Consider the following 17,738-nt stretch of genomic DNA (forward strand, 5'->3'; position numbering starts at 1 on the left):
CGTCAATTTCACCATCAATAAATTTCGATGGTATTTTTATGTTTGTTTAAACCTATTGAAAAGAAAATTCTTCACAATTCCCCAATAAACATTTATTATAGCGTATGGAAAATGCTGTTGAGATTTTGAAAAAGTATTGGGGTTATGATGAATTCAGGCCACTGCAGGATGAAATTATCAATTCGATACTCGAAGGAAATGATACACTCGCTTTAATGCCAACGGGTGGCGGTAAATCAATTTGTTTCCAGGTGCCGGCAATAATGAAAGACGGTTTATGCCTAGTAATTAGTCCATTAATTGCATTAATGAAAGACCAGGTTGCCAATCTTAAGCAAAAAGGAATTCCGGCACTTTCAATCTACTCGGGCATGAGTTATATCGAAGTAGTAAAAACACTTAAGAATGCGGTGTATGGAAATTTTAAATTTCTATACGTTTCTCCTGAGAGGCTCGAAACTGAATTATTCCTGGAATATTTTACATCGATGAACGTAAATCTCCTGGCTGTTGATGAAGCTCACTGTGTGTCACAATGGGGTTACGATTTCCGACCCCCATATCTTCGTATAGCCGTTATAAGAAACTCGCTACCAAATGTTCCTGTGTTGGCGCTTACAGCGTCGGCAACTAAAGAAGTTCAGAATGATATTTGCGATAAACTGGCTTTCAAAAATAAATGCAAAAGGTTTCAACAATCCTTTGAAAGAAGTAATCTTTCTTACAGCGTTTTTAATCCGTCGTCGAAACAAAATAAATTAATAGAAATTTTAAGAAAGGTTAATGGCAGTGGAATTGTGTATTGCAAGAGCCGGAAAAGAACAAGGGAAATTGAAGAGCTTCTTAATTTGAATGGCATAAAAGCCAGTCATTATCATGCCGGACTTTCTAATGAAGCAAGAAATAAGAGGCAGGAAGAGTGGATCAATAATAAAACCCGTATCATGGCTTGCACCAATGCCTTCGGTATGGGCATCGATAAGCCTGATGTGAGATCAGTAATTCATTATGATGTGCCTGATGCGCTGGAAAATTATTACCAGGAGGCCGGCCGCGCCGGAAGAGACGGGAAAAAGGCGTACGCAGTATTATTTTTCACCGAACAGGAAATTAAAGATTTAAAAAAACATTCGTCTATCAGGTTTCCAGATATGGCAACAATAAAAAGCGTGTACGCATCATTAGCGAATTATTTTCAGCTGCCCGCAGGTGCCGGTGAAGATCTTTCATTTGATTTTGACCTAAATGACTTTGTAAAAAAATTTAAGTTGGATGCTTTTACAACAAATAATGTATTAAAGATATTGGAGCAGGAGGAATTGATTAGTTATGGTGATCAATTTTTTATACCATCAATGGTTGTATTTACCTGTAATAAGGCTGAAATTGATTTATTTGAAAAGACTTATCCAAAGTATGATCAGGTAATAAAAGGACTGCTTCGGTCTTATGAAGGAATATTTGACTACCCATCTGTGATAAATGAAAACCATCTTGCAACATTTATTTCCGGTACGAAGGAACAACTCGTGGCCGACCTCTTCGAGATAAAGAAAATGGGAATCATAGACTACACGCCTCAAAAAGAAAAACCTCAGGTAAAATTTCTTCAGAATAGAGTCAGTACTTCAGATCTCGTTATCAATCAAAAAAACATTTTGAAAAGAAAAGATGCATTTGAAAAAAGGCTACATGCTATGATAGGCTATATAAAAAATGAGCAAAGCTGCAGGAGCAAAATGATAGCCACTTATTTTAATGATTTTAAGATAAAGCGTTGTGGCGTATGTGATAATTGCCTTCGTGAAAAAAACATTTCCATTAACAAAGAGGAATTCGAAAAAATCAGGGACGGAATTGAAAATTTAATCGCATCACAACCTTTAAATCGCAAACAACTGATCCGCGAAATGCCGGATTTCAAACAAAATAAAATTCTGAAGATTTTGCATTTTTTGCAGGAGGAAAATATTGTTTCAATTACGGAAGACGGATTAATCAAAATAAAAACCGGTTAGTCCTTAAATAAAAAAGGGACCCAGATAGAAATCTAGTCCCGCTTTAAAATCCAATATCCTATGAAAAACCGAGACGAAGATAGTGCGGAAATTACTATTAAGCAACATTTTTAGTGAGAATTTTTGAAAAATAAGGGTTTCTACTATATAAACTTATTTAGCGGTGGATTCTGTTGAGTATTAGGAAAGTATGATACAGCTTGATTTTGATAAGTCAGTCCAAAACCTTGGAGCAAGTATTAATTTATTATTAACACAGAAATCAATTAAAGTAAATAATGGTGTTTTAAATTTTCGACTTCCAAATCAAAACCAGCTTTTCGAGGAACTCCTGCTTCTGCCGCCAAGGCCTAATGAGCCCAAAAGACTTCTTACAATTGTGGTTCCGGCCGTTCTCATCATGCTTTTTACTATTGTATTATTAGCCACCTTTTCAAGCGTACTTTCTTCAGGTTTAGCCGTTTTTGAGGAAACCTGGACATTTGCAGCTGTATTAGCAGCGGCTTGTTGCAATTTTGCAGTAAGCATTTCATAAGCACTGTTACTGTCAATTACCTGGTTATATTTTGCCACTAGTTTTGAATGATTCACTATGTTATCAATTTCCGCGTCAGTTAATATATCCATCCGGCTTCGTGGCGTTAGCATCATTACATGGGCTAACGGCGTAGGAATCCCTTTTTCGTTTAGCGTAGTGACCAAAGCTTCCCCTATCCCCATTTGTGTAATCAGGTCTTCAGTTTTGTAAAAAGTTGTTTCGGGATAATTTTGAGCCGTTTGTTTAATAACAGTTCGGTCCGCGGCGGTAAATGCTCTTAGAGCATGTTGTATCTTTAAACCTAACTGGCCTAAAACACTTGCAGGTACGTCCATTGGATTTTGAGTACAAAAATAAATTCCAATTCCTTTTGAACGTATTAACTTAATTATCGTGTCAATTTCTTCCAGCAAAGCCTTACTGGCTTCCTGGAAAATAAGATGTGCTTCATCAATAAAAATAATCAGCTTGGGTTTATCAAGATCACCTTCTTCAGGGCAAACAGCGTATAATTCAGCTAACATTTGGAGCATAAATGTTGAAAATAGTTTTGGTTTATCCTGAATGTCGGTAACCCGCAATACACTAATCATTCCCCGGCCATCATCGCTAATTCGCATTAAATCTTCTACTTCAAAACTTTTTTCTCCAAAAAAAATGTCCGCTCCTTGTTGCTGTAATTCTATAACCTTACGCAAAATTGTTCCGGTAGATGTTGTGGAAATATTTCCGTATGTAGCTTGCAATTCATCTTTGCCTTCATTGCCCACATATTGTAATACTTTGATAAAATCCTTCAAATCAAGCAATGGAAGTTTGTTGTCATCACAATACTTAAATATCATGGCGACAACACCACCCTGTGTATCATTCAATCCTAAAATCTTGGTAAGGAGAACTGGTCCAAATTCAGAAACGGTAGCTCTTAACCTAACTCCTTTTTGTTGACTTAATGTAAGAAGATCAACTGGAAAAGGGCAAGGCTTATATTCCATTTTCAATGCCTGGTATCGCCCGGTGATTTTATCATTTACAGTTCCTGCCGCACCAATACCACTTAAGTCTCCTTTTATATCCATAAGCAGAACAGGAACGCTTGCATCGCTTAGCCCTTCGGCTATCATTTGAAAAGATTTAGTTTTACCAGTACCTGTCGCTCCGGCGACCAGGCCGTGACGATTCATTGTTTTTAAGGGAAGAAAAATTTCTGCTTCCGGTATAACCTCACCGTCAAGGATAGCCGCACCGATTTTTATAGTTTCTCCCTGAAATGCATACCCGCTTTTTATAGTTTGTACAAATGTATCTTTATTGGCCATTTTCCTTTTTTTTCGAAAGTTACAAACTCAAAATGAAAATGATAAGAATGTTTTAACTTTTTAGGCAACCATTTTGCTGTAATTAGCAGTCAATACAAATATGTAAACCAAATTAATAAAAACTAAATACCTTTATTAAGAATAAAAAAAAGATTATGGAGAGTAAAAAACCTAAAATTCTAATTTGTGAAGATGACCCAAATCTTGGGATGGTCTTAAAAAATTATCTTGAACTTAATGACTACGATGTGGTATTGGAAAGAGACGGAAGGCTAGGCCTTGCAGCTTTTCAGCGCGAAAAATTTGACATATGCCTGCTGGATGTGATGATGCCTAATATGGATGGCTTTACCGTAGCAGAAGAAATAAGGAACGTAGACCCTGACATGCCTTTATTCTTTTTGTCTGCAAAAACCATGAAGGACGATATTATTAAGGGTTATAAGCTTGGCGCCGATGATTATATTACAAAGCCATTTGATAGCGATGTCTTATTACATAAAATCAAAGCAATCTTAAAACGTAATGAAGAATTGCATCGTGAAGAAGTTAATGCAGAGTATGATTTGGGCCAATACCATTTTAACCCCAGGTTGCGCCAGTTAGGCGTTGGCAAAGACGTACAAACATTATCTCCTAAAGAAAATGAATTGCTCAAAATGCTTTGCGAATATAAAAACGATTTGTTACCCAGGGAAACAGCGCTTAAGAAAATTTGGGGAAGCGACACTTATTTTAACGGACGCAGCATGGACGTCTATATAGCCAAACTTCGCAAATATTTAAAAAACGATCCCAGCATTGAAATTGTAAATATACATGGCAATGGCTTCAGGCTTGTAGTACAGGAATAACAATAACTAGTTAATAGATTTATTTAGCAACAAGACCGCGGCGACGATTCCTGCGGTTTCTGTTCTTAACCTTGTTTCTCCAATACTTACCGGGATATAATTATTTTTGAGCGCAGCCCCAACTTCTTCTCTCGTAAAGTCACCTTCAGGGCCTATTAACACTATTTGATCCCGTCCCGATGTTACTTCCCTGCTTAAATGATTCTTTTCATCGTCTATACAATGAGCGATATATCTATTTTCATACCGGTTGTCTTCGATGATCATTTTAAAATTTATAGGTTGATGTAATGCAGGTAGCCACGCCTGGCGCGATTGCAACATGGCACTGACAAGAATATTTTTCATTCTACCGTATCTATAATGCGATTTTTCTGTACGCTCACAAATAATTGGAATGATTGAAGCCACCCCTATTTCAGCAGCCTTTTCCAAAAACCATTCAAACCGATTTGTATTCTTTATAAATGAAATCCCGACGCTTATTTGAGGAATAATTTTGGGACTAACGGTTTTGCGTATTATTTGTACTTCGGCATTTTTTTTATTCGCCTTTACCAACCTCGTGGTAAGCACCTGTCCTTTACCGTTAGTAATCAGAAGCTTTTCATCCTCATGCATCCGCAAAACCTGCACGATATGTTTCGAAGTTTCTTCACTTAAGACAAAGGTTTCTTCGCCGGGTAAATTTTCTTCAAAGAAAAATGGCAATTGCATTAAGCTAAGTGTTACTGAAAATGTCCGCCGTTGGTATTACTAAAATGGTGCATCATCGTCAAACTCACCATCATTCATTTTGCTTCCCTTCTGTATATACAACTTTGCTCCATCCCCGTCTATATCTTTTACAGGTTTCCAATTTCCACCCTGGGGAAGACTCCTGCTAAGATCATCGTTGTCGTCTTCTATAAATTTTTGTATATGCAATAATGCCTTGAGTTTTATTGTCTCGAGCTGACCGTTACGATGCTTTGCAATTCGCACGTGGGTGTCGCCTTTATTGCTTTCACCCATTTCATTAGAAGTGATGTCGTAATATTCCGGGCGATATAAAAACATTACCAAATCAGCATCTTGTTCAATGGCACCGGATTCTCTCAGGTCACTTAGCTGCGGCATTTTATTTCCTTCTTTCCTTTTTTCAACTTCCCTGCTTAACTGACTTAGTGCTATAATAGGAATCTGTAATTCTTTTGCTAACCCTTTTAAATCTCTTGAAATACGGCTTATCTCCTGTTCCCTGTTACTGTTGCGATTTTCGCCTGCACCACTCATAAGTTGTAAGTAGTCTATAATGATGAGGCCGACATTGTGTTTATTTTTTAACCTGCGACACTTTGCCCTCAATTCAAAAATATTTAGAGCGGCAGTATCATCAATATGTATTGGTGCCGATGCAAGCCGCTCAATTCCTTTCTTGTATAACTGTTTCATTTCATGCTCTTCCAACCGGCCTCTCGCAATTTTTTCAAGCCATATTTCGCTTTCTGCACTAAGAATTCTTTGTACTAGCTGGCCAGCACTCATTTCCAGTGAAAAAAATCCAACTGTAGTAGGTTTAGTAGGGTGAAGAGCGGCATTACGGGCAAGGTTAAGCGCAAATGCTGTTTTACCCACAGAAGGTCGTGCTGCAAGTACAATTAGGTCAGAAGGTTGCCACCCATAAGTCAGATGATCAAGAAGAGAAAAACCGGTTGGCACACCTGTAATTTCATCTTGCCGGGTACGCAAATCTTCTATTCGCTGAATAGTTTTTACTAATACTGTGTCAATACTGGCATAATCTTTACGAAGGTGATTATTAGTAATTTCAAAAAGTTTTGATTCCGCATCATCCAACAGGTCAAACACATCGGTACTATCCTCGTAGGCATCCCCAATAATCTCTCCGCTGATCCGAATTAATTCTCTTTGAATAAATTTTTGTAACACTATCCTGGCATGTGTTTCAATATTGGCTGAAGAAACTACTGCGTTGGTTAGCTTCGTTACATAATAAGGTCCACCAACTAGATCGATTTCTTCTCTAAACTTCAATTCTTCTACGACTGTTAATAAATCTATCGGTGAATTTTTTTGTTGAAGCCCCTGCATGGCCCTGAAAATGCGCTGGTGGGATTCCAGGTAAAAACATTCAGGTTTTAATATTTCTATTACAACATCAAATGCATTTTTTTCAATCATTATAGCTCCAAGCACCGCTTCTTCGAGGTCTTTTGCCTGTGGGGGAACTTTGCCGAACATCATTGTTCCCAGTTCCAGGGAACCATTTTTTCTCCTTGATTTTCTGTCTTTGTTGAGGTTAGTAAGATCCATAATTTATGATAAAGGCGCTTTTATTTATAAAGTTAGATTGAGCAATTCGTGTAGTAAAATTTCTATCGGGCGGCTAAGTTAAAATACAAATACCTATTTAAAGAAATTGTTACGGCCTAATATTTATACCACTTCAATTAACATTAAATTCCCAAAAAAAATCCTCTTATTAACATTAAATTGGCCGTAATACACAATTTAAAATATTTTTCCGTTTTTCTGACGAATTAATTCACAGAGCATTGTGCAGAAAAGAATTGGTGATTTTTGCGTCACGTGACAAATAAATTTGTTAGTTGATTTCTTTAATTTTTGCGTATTTCTTACAAAAAAATCCGTTGTTTTTCCAAAAGCCGCGGTACAAGAGACTTTAAAAACATTCTGCTTCATTTCTTAACGTCTTCTTTCTTACTTTTGAATTTTATTGAATAAAATTTGACCATTCCCAAAAAAATACATGAAGATTAGTTATAATTGGCTTAAAGAATATTTACCGGATGATGAAGTAACTTCCAAAATGCTCAAAAGCCCCCAAAAATTATCGGATATTTTAACTTCGGTTGGGCTCGAGGTCGAGAGCCTGGAATTTCATGAAGAAATAAAGAACTCATTGGCGGGCTTGATTGTAGGTGAGGTTATTACCTGCGAGAAACATCCCGATGCAGATAAACTAAAAATCACAACTGTTAGTAACGGAAATGGAGAAACGCTCCAGATTGTTTGTGGTGCAAGCAATGTTGCTGCCGGTCAAAAAGTAATATTTGCTCCCGCCGGAACCACTATCTATCCTATAAATGGGTCTTCTTTAACTATAAAAAAGGCTAAAATACGGGGCATTGAAAGTGATGGAATGATATGTGCAGAAGACGAAATTGGAATCGGCGAAAGCCATTCGGGAATAATCGTACTTCCCGACGAAGCAATGGCAGGCCAAACTGCATTTGATTATTTTAAACCATTTAGTGACTGGATATTTGAAATCGGACTTACCCCCAATCGTATGGATGCTATGAGTCACCTGGGCGTTGCAAAAGATGTCTGCGCTTACCTGTCTCACCATAATAAAACCAATATCAAAGTTGTATCGCCATTTAATAACAATTTCAAAAATGATAACACGTCATCTAAAATTACCGTTGCAATCGAAAACGAGGATGGCTGTAGTAGGTATTCGGGAGTGAGTCTCTCTGGAATTTCGATTTCTTCATCTCCTATTTGGCTACAAAACAGACTTAAAAGCGTAGGGGTTCGCCCAATCAACAACATTGTTGATATTACCAATTTTATACTTCACGAAACAGGTCAACCACTGCACGCTTTTGATGCAGATAAAATTAAACGTAACTCAATAATAATAAAAACACTTCCCGACACAACTAAATTCGTTACACTAGATGAAAAAGTGCGGTCGCTAAGCAAAGAGGATATAATGATATGCAACGGAGACGAAGAACCTATGTGCATTGGCGGTGTTTTTGGGGGCCTGGAAAGCGGCGTTACAAAATCAACCACGAATATTTTTCTTGAAAGTGCATGGTTTAACCCGTCGTATATTAGAAAAACATCTTTCCGGCATAACTTGAGAACTGATGCAGCAATACGTTTTGAAAAGGGAGTCGATATTAGCAATACCGTTAATGTTTTAAAAAGAGCTGCATTGCTAATTAAGGAAATCTGCGGAGGAAAAATATCGTCTGAAATAGTTGATGTATATCCGTTTCCAAAAAAACAACTTGAGATTGTACTGCAAAATAATTATTTAAAAAAATTAAGTGGTAAAAATTACCACAAGGAAACGGTAAAAAACATTTTAAAGAGCTTGAATTTTTCGATTGTAAAAGAAGGAATTGACGGAGTGAGAGTGGCTGTTCCATTTAGCAATCCTGATATAACGCTGCCAGTGGACGTTATTGAAGAAATTATGCGCATAGATGGATTAGACAACATAGAAATTCCGTCAACGATTAAGATGGCTCCTGCCATTGAAACCGCGGCGGGGGAAGTTGCTTTAAGAGAAAGGATAGCGGGATGGCTTACCGGAAATGGTTTCTCAGAAATTTTTACCAACTCAATTACCAACAGCAAATACTTTGATGACAAGGTCCTCTCCAAAACTATAAAAATCATAAACAGTCTCAGCGAAGATTTGAATGTAATGCGCCCCTCAATGATGCCAACAGGCCTGGAAAGTATCGCTTATAATATCAATAGAAAAAATGCTGACTTACTATTTTTTGAATTCGGAAAAGTTTATTCTAAACTTGAACATGAAAATTACACTGAGACCGAAAAGATCGCGATTTATTTTACCGGCAACAAAAAGGAAGATGACTGGCACAACAAGGGAGAAAAAACAGGCATCTATTTTGCAAAAGGAGTCTGTGATACAATTTTTAAAATAGCAGGCTTGGCTAATATCAAATATTCATCGAGTAACAATGATTTTCTAAATGAATATATTTTAGGCACATCGCAGGGGAAATTTATTGCTGAAATGGGAAATATTAAAAAAACAATACTTGAAAAGTTTTCAGTAAAGCAAGCGGTATTTTATCTCTGTATCAATTGGCAGCAAATGCTTTACGCGACAAAAAGGAATGGAATTTCATTTGAAGAAATTCCCAAATTTCCGCAGGTACAACGGGATCTATCCATTATAGTCAATAAATCGGTTTCTTATCAGTCGCTGAAAGAATCCATAAATAAATTAAATATTTCAAAACTTAAGGAGTTTAAACTGTTTGATGTTTTTGAAAGTGACAAACTTGGAAGCAATAAAAAATCAATGGCCATCAACTTCACCTTTTCTGATAAAGAAAAAACATTAACAGATGAAGAAACTGATGGAATGATGAACCGGATTATTACTTCAATCGAAAAAAATATGCCAGCAGAAATAAGAAGAAATAATTAATGGATACAATAGAAGAATATATTAAGGCAATTAACACAAAGTTCCAGGTACTGCTGAAAAAATATTCAGCACTTCAGAAAGAACATACAAATCTCGTTAACGAAATTGAATTATGTAGACTAAAAGAAAAAGATTATTTAGAAAAAATAAATTCTCTTGAAATACAAACAGGAATTCTTAAGGCTTCATCGGGCAAATGGAATGAGAAAGAAAAACATAATTTTGAAAAACGGATCAATCAATATATAAAAGATATTGATAAATGCATGGCAATGCTAAATAACTAACATGGAAGCAGAACTTATCCCGGCAAATATTGTAATCGGCGATAGAACCTATCGTATTAAAATACTTCCCTCTGACGAGGAAATGGTTAGAAAGACTCTGAAAATTATCAATGATAAAATAATGGAGTTCCGCACACAATTTGCAGGAAAGGATATGCAGGATTATATTTCTATGGTCTTGATTTGGTATGCAACGCAACCAAAGTCAGACTCTGACAATAATGCTGCTAAAAAGGAGCTTTTTGAAACACTCGAAAGAATCAACAAACAACTTGACGCTGTTTTATAAACATAGATTGAACGATTAACCCCCACTATGAGATTCTTTTATTATTGACATTTATACATGCCTTCAGAAAGGCTGCACAATATTTTCCACACAATTTTGCTATCTTCGTCTATTCGCCTATTTCTTATTACGAAATGGCATAAGAAGAGGATTACAGATTATGAAACGAATAAAAAAAACATTAAAAAACAATGGAACTACTTCTCCCAATAATAATTGGTGTTATCGCTTTAATTGTGGGCATCCTACTGGGTAAAATTTTATTTGCCAAAAACACAAAAAAACAGGTAGAAATCGCAGAACAACAAGCTCAAAAAATCATTTCCGACGCTCAACTCCAGGCGGAGACAATTAAAAAAGAAAAGCAACTGGAAGCGAAAGAACGCTTTGTTCAATTAAAATCGGAGCACGACAAAGAGGTATTTCAGCGCAACCAAAAAATTAGTGACGCTGAAAATCGCATCAAGCAACGGGAGCAATCTATCAATCAAAAAGATCAGAACGTTGAACGCATCATAAAAGAAAATGAGGCAATAAAAGAAACGCTCAACCGACAGATAGAGGTCGTCAATATTAAACGCACCGAGCTTGAAAAACATCAGGAAGAGCATATTCGCCGACTTGAAAAAGTCGCTGAGCTTTCAGCGGAGGATGCCAAGTCTCAACTTATCGAAACGTTGAGGCAGGAAGCTAATTCCCAGGCTATACTAATTCAGCAGGAAATTCTCGACGATGCGAGGTTAAGAGCAAATAAGGAAGCCCGTAAAATCATTATACAGACTATTCAACGCACTGCAGCTGAACAAGCAATTGAAAATGCAATTACCGTTTTTAACCTCGAAAGTGATGAAATAAAAGGTTCAATAATTGGACGTGAAGGGAGAAACATCAGGGCAATAGAAGCAGCAACCGGTGTTGACTTAATTGTTGATGATACACCGGAAGCCATCATTCTTTCTTCTTTCGATCCACTCCGCCGCGAAATTGCCCGGCTTTCGCTCCAACGTCTTGTGGCGGATGGGCGTATTCATCCGGCACGTATAGAAGAGATTGTTGAAAAAACAAGAAAACAGCTGGAAGAACAAATAATCGAAATAGGCGAAAGAACCATTATCGAGTTAGGTATTCACGGCCTTCATAAAGAACTGGTAAGAATTGTAGGCAAAATGCGGTTTCGCTCTTCATATGGACAAAATCTATTGATGCATAGTCGCGAAGTTGCTAATCTATGTGGTGTAATGGCCGCAGAATTGGGCATGAATGTAAAGTTGGCTAAACGTGCAGGATTATTGCATGATATCGGTAAAGTTCCGGACGATGAGACTGAACTGAGCCATGCGCTTTTGGGAATGAAATTAGCAGAAAAGTATGGCGAAAATCCAGCGGTTTGTAATGCAATTGGCGCTCATCACGATGAGGTTGAAATGCAATATGTTATTTCACCTGTTGTACAGGCATGCGACTCAATGAGCGGGGCAAGACCGGGCGCAAGACGTGAAATTATGCAGCAGTACCTGCAACGAATAAAGGATCTTGAAAATCTTGCGTTGACATATCCCGGCGTTGAAAAAGCATATGCAATTCAGGCTGGACGTGAACTCAGGGTTATTGTTGAAGCAGATAAAGTGAGCGATGGGGATAGCGATAAATTAAGCTTTGAGATTGCGCAAAAAATACAAACCGAAATGACCTATCCGGGCCAAATAAAAGTGACTGTTATCAGGGAGAAGAGAGCCGTAAACGTGGCGAGGTAATTAAAATAGTCGCGATATGATATTTTAATCTCATCAAAGTCAAAATCGTTATAAAATAAGAAAAATTCACTTACCTTCGCACTCCTAAAATAAAAAGCCATGAATGCAATAGCATTTATACACGAACAATTAACTCAAAAGAAAGAACATCCCAAGTTTAAGGCGGGAGACAATATTACTGTGAATTATAAAATTCAGGAAGGTAATAAAGAACGTATCCAAAGTTTTAAGGGAGATGTAATTAAACGGCAGGGTGAAGGTGGCACAGCTACGTTTACAGTAAGGAAAATAAGTGATGGGATAGGCGTTGAACGCTTGTTTCCCTTGTTTTCACCTAACATTGATAGCATTAAATTGCACAAGGTTGGGAAAGTACGCCGTTCAAAACTATATTATCTTCGTGATAGAAGTGGCAAAAGTGCCCGTATCCAGGAAAAAAGAATTAAATAATTATAAAATTTCTTGATAAAAACCGGAAGACTATTGTTTTCCGGTTTTTTATTTTATATACTTGCAGTTCGCTTAAACCTCTGAATGATATAATCTGTACATAACTATTACTTATTTGAAATGAAAAAAGTTTGTATCATAGCGTTCCTGCTGTCTGTAATTTTTGCTTCCTGTGCCCGTGGAATTTCTCCCTACGAAGCTGCTAATGGGAAAGCCAAATGTGGAAGGTATATCAATAGATAAACCCATCGGCATTTACTAACTAAATGGATCGTTAACTTTAAAGATAGTACCAAAAATTACTAGGTTTACTGTATGATTTTTAGTCTATATTTGCAATAATTAATTTAAAATTTAAATTATGGGAGATTTATTTAGTGGCCCTCATATTATTCTTATTGCTTTAGTAGTACTCCTTTTATTTGGAGGTAAAAAAATTCCTGAATTAATGCGTGGATTGGGCAAAGGTATCAGGGAATTTAAAGACGCGAAAGATAACGTGAAGAAAGAAATTGAGGATAATTTAAATGCTGATCAGTCTACGTCTACGATTGTTAAGAGTTCTTCTAATGCTGCTACCCCGGTAAAAAGGGAGAATACACCCATTTAGCGGAGACATATTTAAGTAATTATCGAATAACGAGATTATTAAACCTGCAATAATTTGTGGGTTTTTTTTGTCTCATCCGGGTTCCATCCTTTAAAACCAATAATGCGTAACCGAAATCATTATTCTATTTTTATAATATAAAAATTATCAGCTTTTCATTCATGAAATTTTTTAAGAGAAAGAATAGTACAGACGAACGGGCAGAGATGTCCTTTTTAGAACATTTAGATGTATTGCGCGGGCACCTTTTTAAATCTGCTGTTGCGGTTGCAATTGGGGCAATAGTTGTGGCTATCTATAATAGTTTTATTGTAAAGAAAATACTCATGGGACCCACACATCCTGAATTCCCAACATATGGCTTGTTATGCAAGGTTAGCAGATCTGTTGGGTTGGGTGATAGGTTATGCATGCAGCACATAAGCGTAAAAATGCAAAGTACAGTGGTCGGCGGCCAATTTGGAGTTTACTTCAACATAATTTTAATTGGGGGGTTTATTCTTGCGTTCCCTTATGTATTTTGGCAATTTTGGAAGTTTACGAAACCTGCCTTAACAAAAAGAGAATTACATAATACGCGGGGAGTGATCTTTTGGGTATCACTGCTGTTTTTCATAGGTGTGCTATTTGGCTATTATGTGATTGCACCATATACGATTCACTTTTTCTCAAATTTTTCGCTGGATGACAATATAGAAAACCGCTGGACGATAACCAGTTATTTCAACACACTTATTCCCCTGATATTAGGAGCCGGGCTTGCATTTCAACTGCCGCTGGTAATGTTTTTCCTTGCTAAAATTGATGTTGTTAGTGCAAAATTTTTGCGAAAGGGTCGCAAATATGCAATCGTAATTATGCTTGTTCTTTCGGCGATCATTACGCCACCAGATATGCTTAGCCAAATTATCTGTACCATTCCATTAATGATCTTGTACGAGATAAGTATTCTGCTTTGTGTTAAAGTTGAAAAGCAAAAAAAGGTTGAGGAAGCAGAAGAATGGAGTTGATATTGATAAAATATTCGAAAATCCCATATTGATTAATATACCAAAGTCTTAAATGTTTTATTTCAGTTCGATAGAAGACTATCATAATTTTTTAGCAAACAACTCCGAAGGTTGCCTTATCGCCGTACAGCATTATTTAAAAGAAATAGTAGCCAAAAAACACCTAAATGCCTTTGTTGAAATATTTGCACGTGAGTCAATTGAACGTGCAAATACGTTGGATAATAAAAGAAAAAATGGAGAACTCTTAGGTAAACTTCACGGCGTAATTATAGCCATTAAAGATGTGATTTGTTATAAGGACCATAAAGTAACAGCGGCCTCAGGCATATTAAAAAATTTCATTTCAATTTACAGTTCAACTGTTGTCGAAAACTTATTAAAAGAAGATGCCATAATAATAGGGAGTTGTAATTGCGATGAATTTGCAATGGGCAGCACCAATGAGAATTCTGTTTATGGCAGGGTTCGAAATGCATTGGATGAAAATAAGGTACCCGGAGGGTCGTCAGGAGGCTCCGCAGTCGCCGTTCAGGCAGGTCTCTGTATGGTCAGCCTCGGTAGTGATACCGGTGGCTCAGTCAGGCAACCCGCCGATTTTTGCGGAATTGTTGGTATAAAACCCTCTTATGGGTCTATATCGAGAAACGGCCTCATTGCCTACGCTTCCTCATTTGATCAAATAGGAATTTTTTCCACCACTGTAGCGGATGCGGCAAAAGTTTTGGAAGTCATAAGTGGTCCTGATCAGTTTGACAGTACGGTAAATCAACAAAAGCTACCTGTATTTAGAAATTCTTTACCATCCCAACAGAAATCCAACAGATACCGAATTGCAGTATTGAAAAATGCCCTCGAACATAAAAGTTTAGATTCCGAGATCAAAAAAAATATTTATGAATTGACTGAACAATTAAAAAAAGATGGACACGAAATCGCAGATATTGAGTTCAATCTTATTGATTTTATTGTTCCAGCTTATTATGTAATCACAACGGCAGAAGCTTCGAGTAATCTGTCACGTTATGATGGAGTAAGGTACGGATATCGTAACAAAAACACAGATGAAGGGTTGGTTGAATTTTACAAGAAAACACGCAGTCAGGGTTTCGGCAAAGAAGTAAAAAGGCGCATTATGCTTGGCACTTTTGTTCTAAGTGAAGGATATTATGACGCATATTTTACAAAAGCACAGCAAATAAGGAGATTGCTTGTAGACCAGACAGAACAAATTTTCAAAAATTTTGATGCGCTACTATTGCCAACGGTACCGTCAACTGCATTCGAAGCAGGCAGTATGCAAAAAGATCCCATCGCTATGTATCTGGCCGACATCTACACCGTCTATGCCAATCTTACTGGTACTCCGGCAATATCACTGCCTATATTTAAACATTCTAATGGTATGCCTTTCGGAGTGCAGCTAATTACAAATAAGCACGATGAACTAACTTTGCTTGAGTTGTCTGACATGATCATGACGAACTACAAAAGGTATTAGTTGATGAAGAAATTTTTAGCTATATCGATTTTATTTATCATTTTTCAAACCGGCTTTACAAAATTTTCTTCCGGGAAAAATACCGTTTGCCAGCAAAGTGTTTCAGACACCAGCATTCCGGAAAATATAAAAGTAGAAGACAAGACAATAGATGAGGTAATCAAATCTCCAACTCCTCCCAAGCAAGAAAAGGTAAAGTACGTAAGCCAGGTTACCAAGTACGGCTTTAAAGATCTCTTTAAAAATTATTCATACAACTCATCTATTCCATATAGTTCTCAGGTAAATCCTAACGCGGAAACCTATATGCAGGATTATTTGCAGGCTCATGGAAAATACCTTGAGCAAATGAAGGCAACAGCATTACCTTATTTCAATTTGATCGATGGAATACTTAAACAATATGGATTACCAAGAGAATTAAAGTACCTGGCAGTTATTGAGAGTGATCTTAAATCAAATGCCTTGTCTATTGCAGGTGCCCGAGGACCATGGCAATTAATGACCTACACTGCTAAAGATTATGGATTAAAGGTTAATCAATTTGTAGATGACCGAACAGATTACTACAAAAGTACCAATGCCGCCGCAAAATATTTGCTAAGCCTTTATAAAGAATTTAATGACTGGCTTCTTGTTATAGCCGCTTATAATGGAGGCCCTGGAAGAGTTTACGCTGCCATAAATAAAAGCGGCAGCCATAATTTCTGGAAACTTCAATATTACCTTCCGGAAGAATCGCGTAATCATGTAAAGAAATTTATTGCTACCCATTATGTAATGGAAACATCAGGTAATAATTTTAACTATACAAGTTTAGACGGCACCGGTGGTCCTCCGAAACCCAATATTTCCGAAGAAGAAATGTCAGGCGCCGACTCAATGGCAATTTCGGGAAGATACATCTCATCAATAATTGCAAAAGATATTGATATGGATATAAGCGATTTTAACCGGTTTAATCCCGGATTTGATGATATGCTTGCGACGGGAGGCACTTTCAATATGAGGTTGCCTAATGCTAAGATGAATCTTTTTGTTGCCAATAGGTATCCGATACTTGATGAATGCGTGCAAAAATTATTGGAAGATGTAAACGTAGACGCGAAGTTCAATAAGAAGAAAACTTCTTCGGGGAAAAAATAATTTATTCGAGAGCTTTTTTCATCGCTGTTATTTTTATTAAGCATTCTTCATATTCTTTTTCCGGATCGCTTTTAAATGTTATAGCTGAGCCAGCCTGTATCGATACATAAGATTTCAACTGATTATAAAGAATACTTCTTATAACAACATTAAAATCAAAATCGCCTTCAGGGTTAAGATATCCTAATGTTCCGGAAAATAATCCCCTCCTGGTTTTCTCATATTTCTCAATTAATTCCATCACCTTTTTTTTGGGAGCGCCTGTCATAGAACCCATAGGAAACGTTGCGTAAAAAATATCGGCAAATGATATATTGTCTCTAAGAGTTCCTACAACAGTAGATATCATTTGGTGCACCTGCGGGAATGAATAAACCTTCAAAAATTCCGTTACTGAAACAGAACCCTGAGTACAAATCTTTGCAAGATCGTTTCTTACGAGATCTACGATCATTATATTTTCGGAACGCTCCTTATCGTTGTTCATCAAATTATCCTTTCCCTTTTCATCAGCTTCCACATTATTTTTAATTCGATTAGCCGTTCCTTTTATCGGTTGCGAAATATCACCAGCCGGACGCTCCGAGCCGAAATCGACCTCCCCAACCCGGGCAGCCGGCTTCTACCCGGGATGTACGCTTACGCGGACGTGATCATCGAGCGTCCCGGCACCGTCGCGCTGCCCGAGGGGGCGCTGACGCGAGTCGGAGACCAGACCTACTGCTGGCTCTA

Annotated in this window: 15 protein-coding genes and 1 pseudogene; 12 read left to right on the forward strand and 4 right to left on the reverse strand. The window is 37.2% G+C overall.

The features are described from left to right. Window positions 1-104 precede the first annotated feature (104 nt). Entirely contained in the window at window positions 105-2,018 is a 1,914-nt protein-coding gene (locus ACO1O5_RS06245; RefSeq protein WP_486268979.1) for a RecQ family ATP-dependent DNA helicase, read from the forward strand. Window positions 2,019-2,324: 306 nt separating this feature from the next. Here ACO1O5_RS06245 and ACO1O5_RS06250 read toward each other — a convergent pair whose 3' ends face one another. After that, window positions 2,325-3,875, reverse strand: a complete 1,551-nt coding sequence (locus ACO1O5_RS06250; protein ID WP_486268980.1) for a helicase HerA-like domain-containing protein — start codon at window positions 3,873-3,875, stop codon at window positions 2,325-2,327. A gap of 155 nt (window positions 3,876-4,030) precedes the next feature. On the opposite strand from ACO1O5_RS06250, the gene ACO1O5_RS06255 reads away from it, so the two are divergent. Continuing rightward, on the forward strand, window positions 4,031-4,729 hold the full coding sequence (locus ACO1O5_RS06255) for a response regulator transcription factor (RefSeq protein ID WP_486268981.1): 699 nt from the start codon (window positions 4,031-4,033) through the stop codon (window positions 4,727-4,729). 6 nt (window positions 4,730-4,735) lie between these two features. Here the strand turns inward: ACO1O5_RS06255 and ACO1O5_RS06260 are convergent, their stop codons facing one another. Beyond that, entirely contained in the window at window positions 4,736-5,446 is a 711-nt protein-coding gene (locus tag ACO1O5_RS06260; RefSeq protein WP_486268982.1) for an RsmE family RNA methyltransferase, read from the reverse strand. Window positions 5,447-5,485: 39 nt separating this feature from the next. After that, a complete protein-coding gene (dnaB, locus tag ACO1O5_RS06265) occupies window positions 5,486-7,045 on the reverse strand; it encodes a replicative DNA helicase (protein WP_486268983.1) in 1,560 nt (519 codons plus the stop codon). A 457-nt stretch (window positions 7,046-7,502) separates the two neighbouring features. Here dnaB and pheT point away from each other — a divergent pair, with 457 nt between their 5' ends. The 9 genes from pheT to ACO1O5_RS06310 all read left to right on the forward strand — a co-directional run bounded on the left by pheT (window position 7,503) and on the right by ACO1O5_RS06310 (window position 17,006). Beyond that, window positions 7,503-9,959: a phenylalanine--tRNA ligase subunit beta gene (gene pheT, locus ACO1O5_RS06270; RefSeq protein WP_486268984.1), complete on the forward strand. Its 2,457-nt coding sequence runs from the start codon at window positions 7,503-7,505 to the stop codon at window positions 9,957-9,959. Next, window positions 9,959-10,246 carry a hypothetical protein gene (locus tag ACO1O5_RS06275; RefSeq protein WP_486268985.1) on the forward strand — a complete coding sequence of 96 codons (288 nt, stop codon included), beginning with the start codon at window positions 9,959-9,961 and terminating at the stop codon, window positions 10,244-10,246. Before pheT ends, ACO1O5_RS06275 begins: the two co-directional genes overlap by 1 nt. Before the next feature lies 1 nt (window position 10,247). After that, window positions 10,248-10,535 carry a cell division protein ZapA gene (locus tag ACO1O5_RS06280; RefSeq protein WP_486268986.1) on the forward strand — a complete coding sequence of 96 codons (288 nt, stop codon included), beginning with the start codon at window positions 10,248-10,250 and terminating at the stop codon, window positions 10,533-10,535. A gap of 191 nt (window positions 10,536-10,726) precedes the next feature. Beyond that, window positions 10,727-12,289 carry a ribonuclease Y gene (rny, locus tag ACO1O5_RS06285; RefSeq protein ID WP_486268987.1) on the forward strand — a complete coding sequence of 521 codons (1,563 nt, stop codon included), beginning with the start codon at window positions 10,727-10,729 and terminating at the stop codon, window positions 12,287-12,289. Window positions 12,290-12,388: 99 nt separating this feature from the next. Next, window positions 12,389-12,739 (forward strand): 50S ribosomal protein L19, encoded by a 351-nt coding sequence (rplS, locus tag ACO1O5_RS06290; protein ID WP_486268988.1) that lies wholly within the window; start codon window positions 12,389-12,391, stop codon window positions 12,737-12,739. A gap of 361 nt (window positions 12,740-13,100) precedes the next feature. After that, the gene (locus tag ACO1O5_RS06295) at window positions 13,101-13,349 is read left to right on the forward strand and encodes a Sec-independent protein translocase subunit TatA/TatB (RefSeq protein ID WP_486268989.1); all 249 of its coding nucleotides are present in this window, start codon (window positions 13,101-13,103) and stop codon (window positions 13,347-13,349) included. A gap of 161 nt (window positions 13,350-13,510) precedes the next feature. Further along, complete coding sequence (tatC, locus tag ACO1O5_RS06300) at window positions 13,511-14,359, forward strand: twin-arginine translocase subunit TatC (protein WP_486268990.1); 849 nt, start codon at window positions 13,511-13,513, stop codon at window positions 14,357-14,359. Between the two features lie 52 nt (window positions 14,360-14,411). Next, the gene (gatA, locus tag ACO1O5_RS06305; RefSeq protein WP_486268991.1) at window positions 14,412-15,860 is read left to right on the forward strand and encodes an Asp-tRNA(Asn)/Glu-tRNA(Gln) amidotransferase subunit GatA; all 1,449 of its coding nucleotides are present in this window, start codon (window positions 14,412-14,414) and stop codon (window positions 15,858-15,860) included. A 3-nt stretch (window positions 15,861-15,863) separates the two neighbouring features. After that, a complete protein-coding gene (locus tag ACO1O5_RS06310; protein ID WP_486268992.1) occupies window positions 15,864-17,006 on the forward strand; it encodes a lytic transglycosylase domain-containing protein in 1,143 nt (380 codons plus the stop codon). Window position 17,007: 1 nt separating this feature from the next. Here ACO1O5_RS06310 and ACO1O5_RS06315 read toward each other — a convergent pair whose 3' ends face one another. Beyond that, window positions 17,008-17,571, reverse strand: a complete 564-nt coding sequence (locus ACO1O5_RS06315) for a chorismate-binding protein (protein ID WP_486268993.1) — start codon at window positions 17,569-17,571, stop codon at window positions 17,008-17,010. Here ACO1O5_RS06315 and ACO1O5_RS06320 point away from each other — a divergent pair. Further along, window positions 17,563-17,738 (forward strand): annotated as a pseudogene (locus tag ACO1O5_RS06320) (hypothetical protein); the annotation flags it as partial. The gene ACO1O5_RS06315 and the pseudogene ACO1O5_RS06320 sit on opposite strands and share 9 nt — an antisense overlap.

The sequence above is a fragment of the Ginsengibacter sp. genome (assembly GCF_057362405.1).

Excerpts from the sequence above, each read along its gene's own strand:
- ACO1O5_RS06245 (WP_486268979.1), top strand. The coding sequence starts at position 105 with ATGGAAAATGCTGTTGAGATTTTGAAAAAGTATTGGGGTTATGATGAA.
- ACO1O5_RS06250 (WP_486268980.1), bottom strand. The coding sequence starts at position 3,875 with ATGGCCAATAAAGATACATTTGTACAAACTATAAAAAGCGGGTATGCA.
- ACO1O5_RS06255 (WP_486268981.1), top strand. The coding sequence starts at position 4,031 with ATGGAGAGTAAAAAACCTAAAATTCTAATTTGTGAAGATGACCCAAAT.
- ACO1O5_RS06260 (WP_486268982.1), bottom strand. The coding sequence starts at position 5,446 with ATGCAATTGCCATTTTTCTTTGAAGAAAATTTACCCGGCGAAGAAACC.
- dnaB (WP_486268983.1), bottom strand. The coding sequence starts at position 7,045 with ATGGATCTTACTAACCTCAACAAAGACAGAAAATCAAGGAGAAAAAAT.
- pheT (WP_486268984.1), top strand. The coding sequence starts at position 7,503 with ATGAAGATTAGTTATAATTGGCTTAAAGAATATTTACCGGATGATGAA.
- ACO1O5_RS06275 (WP_486268985.1), top strand. The coding sequence starts at position 9,959 with ATGGATACAATAGAAGAATATATTAAGGCAATTAACACAAAGTTCCAG.
- ACO1O5_RS06280 (WP_486268986.1), top strand. The coding sequence starts at position 10,248 with ATGGAAGCAGAACTTATCCCGGCAAATATTGTAATCGGCGATAGAACC.
- rny (WP_486268987.1), top strand. The coding sequence starts at position 10,727 with ATGGAACTACTTCTCCCAATAATAATTGGTGTTATCGCTTTAATTGTG.
- rplS (WP_486268988.1), top strand. The coding sequence starts at position 12,389 with ATGAATGCAATAGCATTTATACACGAACAATTAACTCAAAAGAAAGAA.
- ACO1O5_RS06295 (WP_486268989.1), top strand. The coding sequence starts at position 13,101 with ATGGGAGATTTATTTAGTGGCCCTCATATTATTCTTATTGCTTTAGTA.
- tatC (WP_486268990.1), top strand. The coding sequence starts at position 13,511 with ATGAAATTTTTTAAGAGAAAGAATAGTACAGACGAACGGGCAGAGATG.
- gatA (WP_486268991.1), top strand. The coding sequence starts at position 14,412 with ATGTTTTATTTCAGTTCGATAGAAGACTATCATAATTTTTTAGCAAAC.
- ACO1O5_RS06310 (WP_486268992.1), top strand. The coding sequence starts at position 15,864 with ATGAAGAAATTTTTAGCTATATCGATTTTATTTATCATTTTTCAAACC.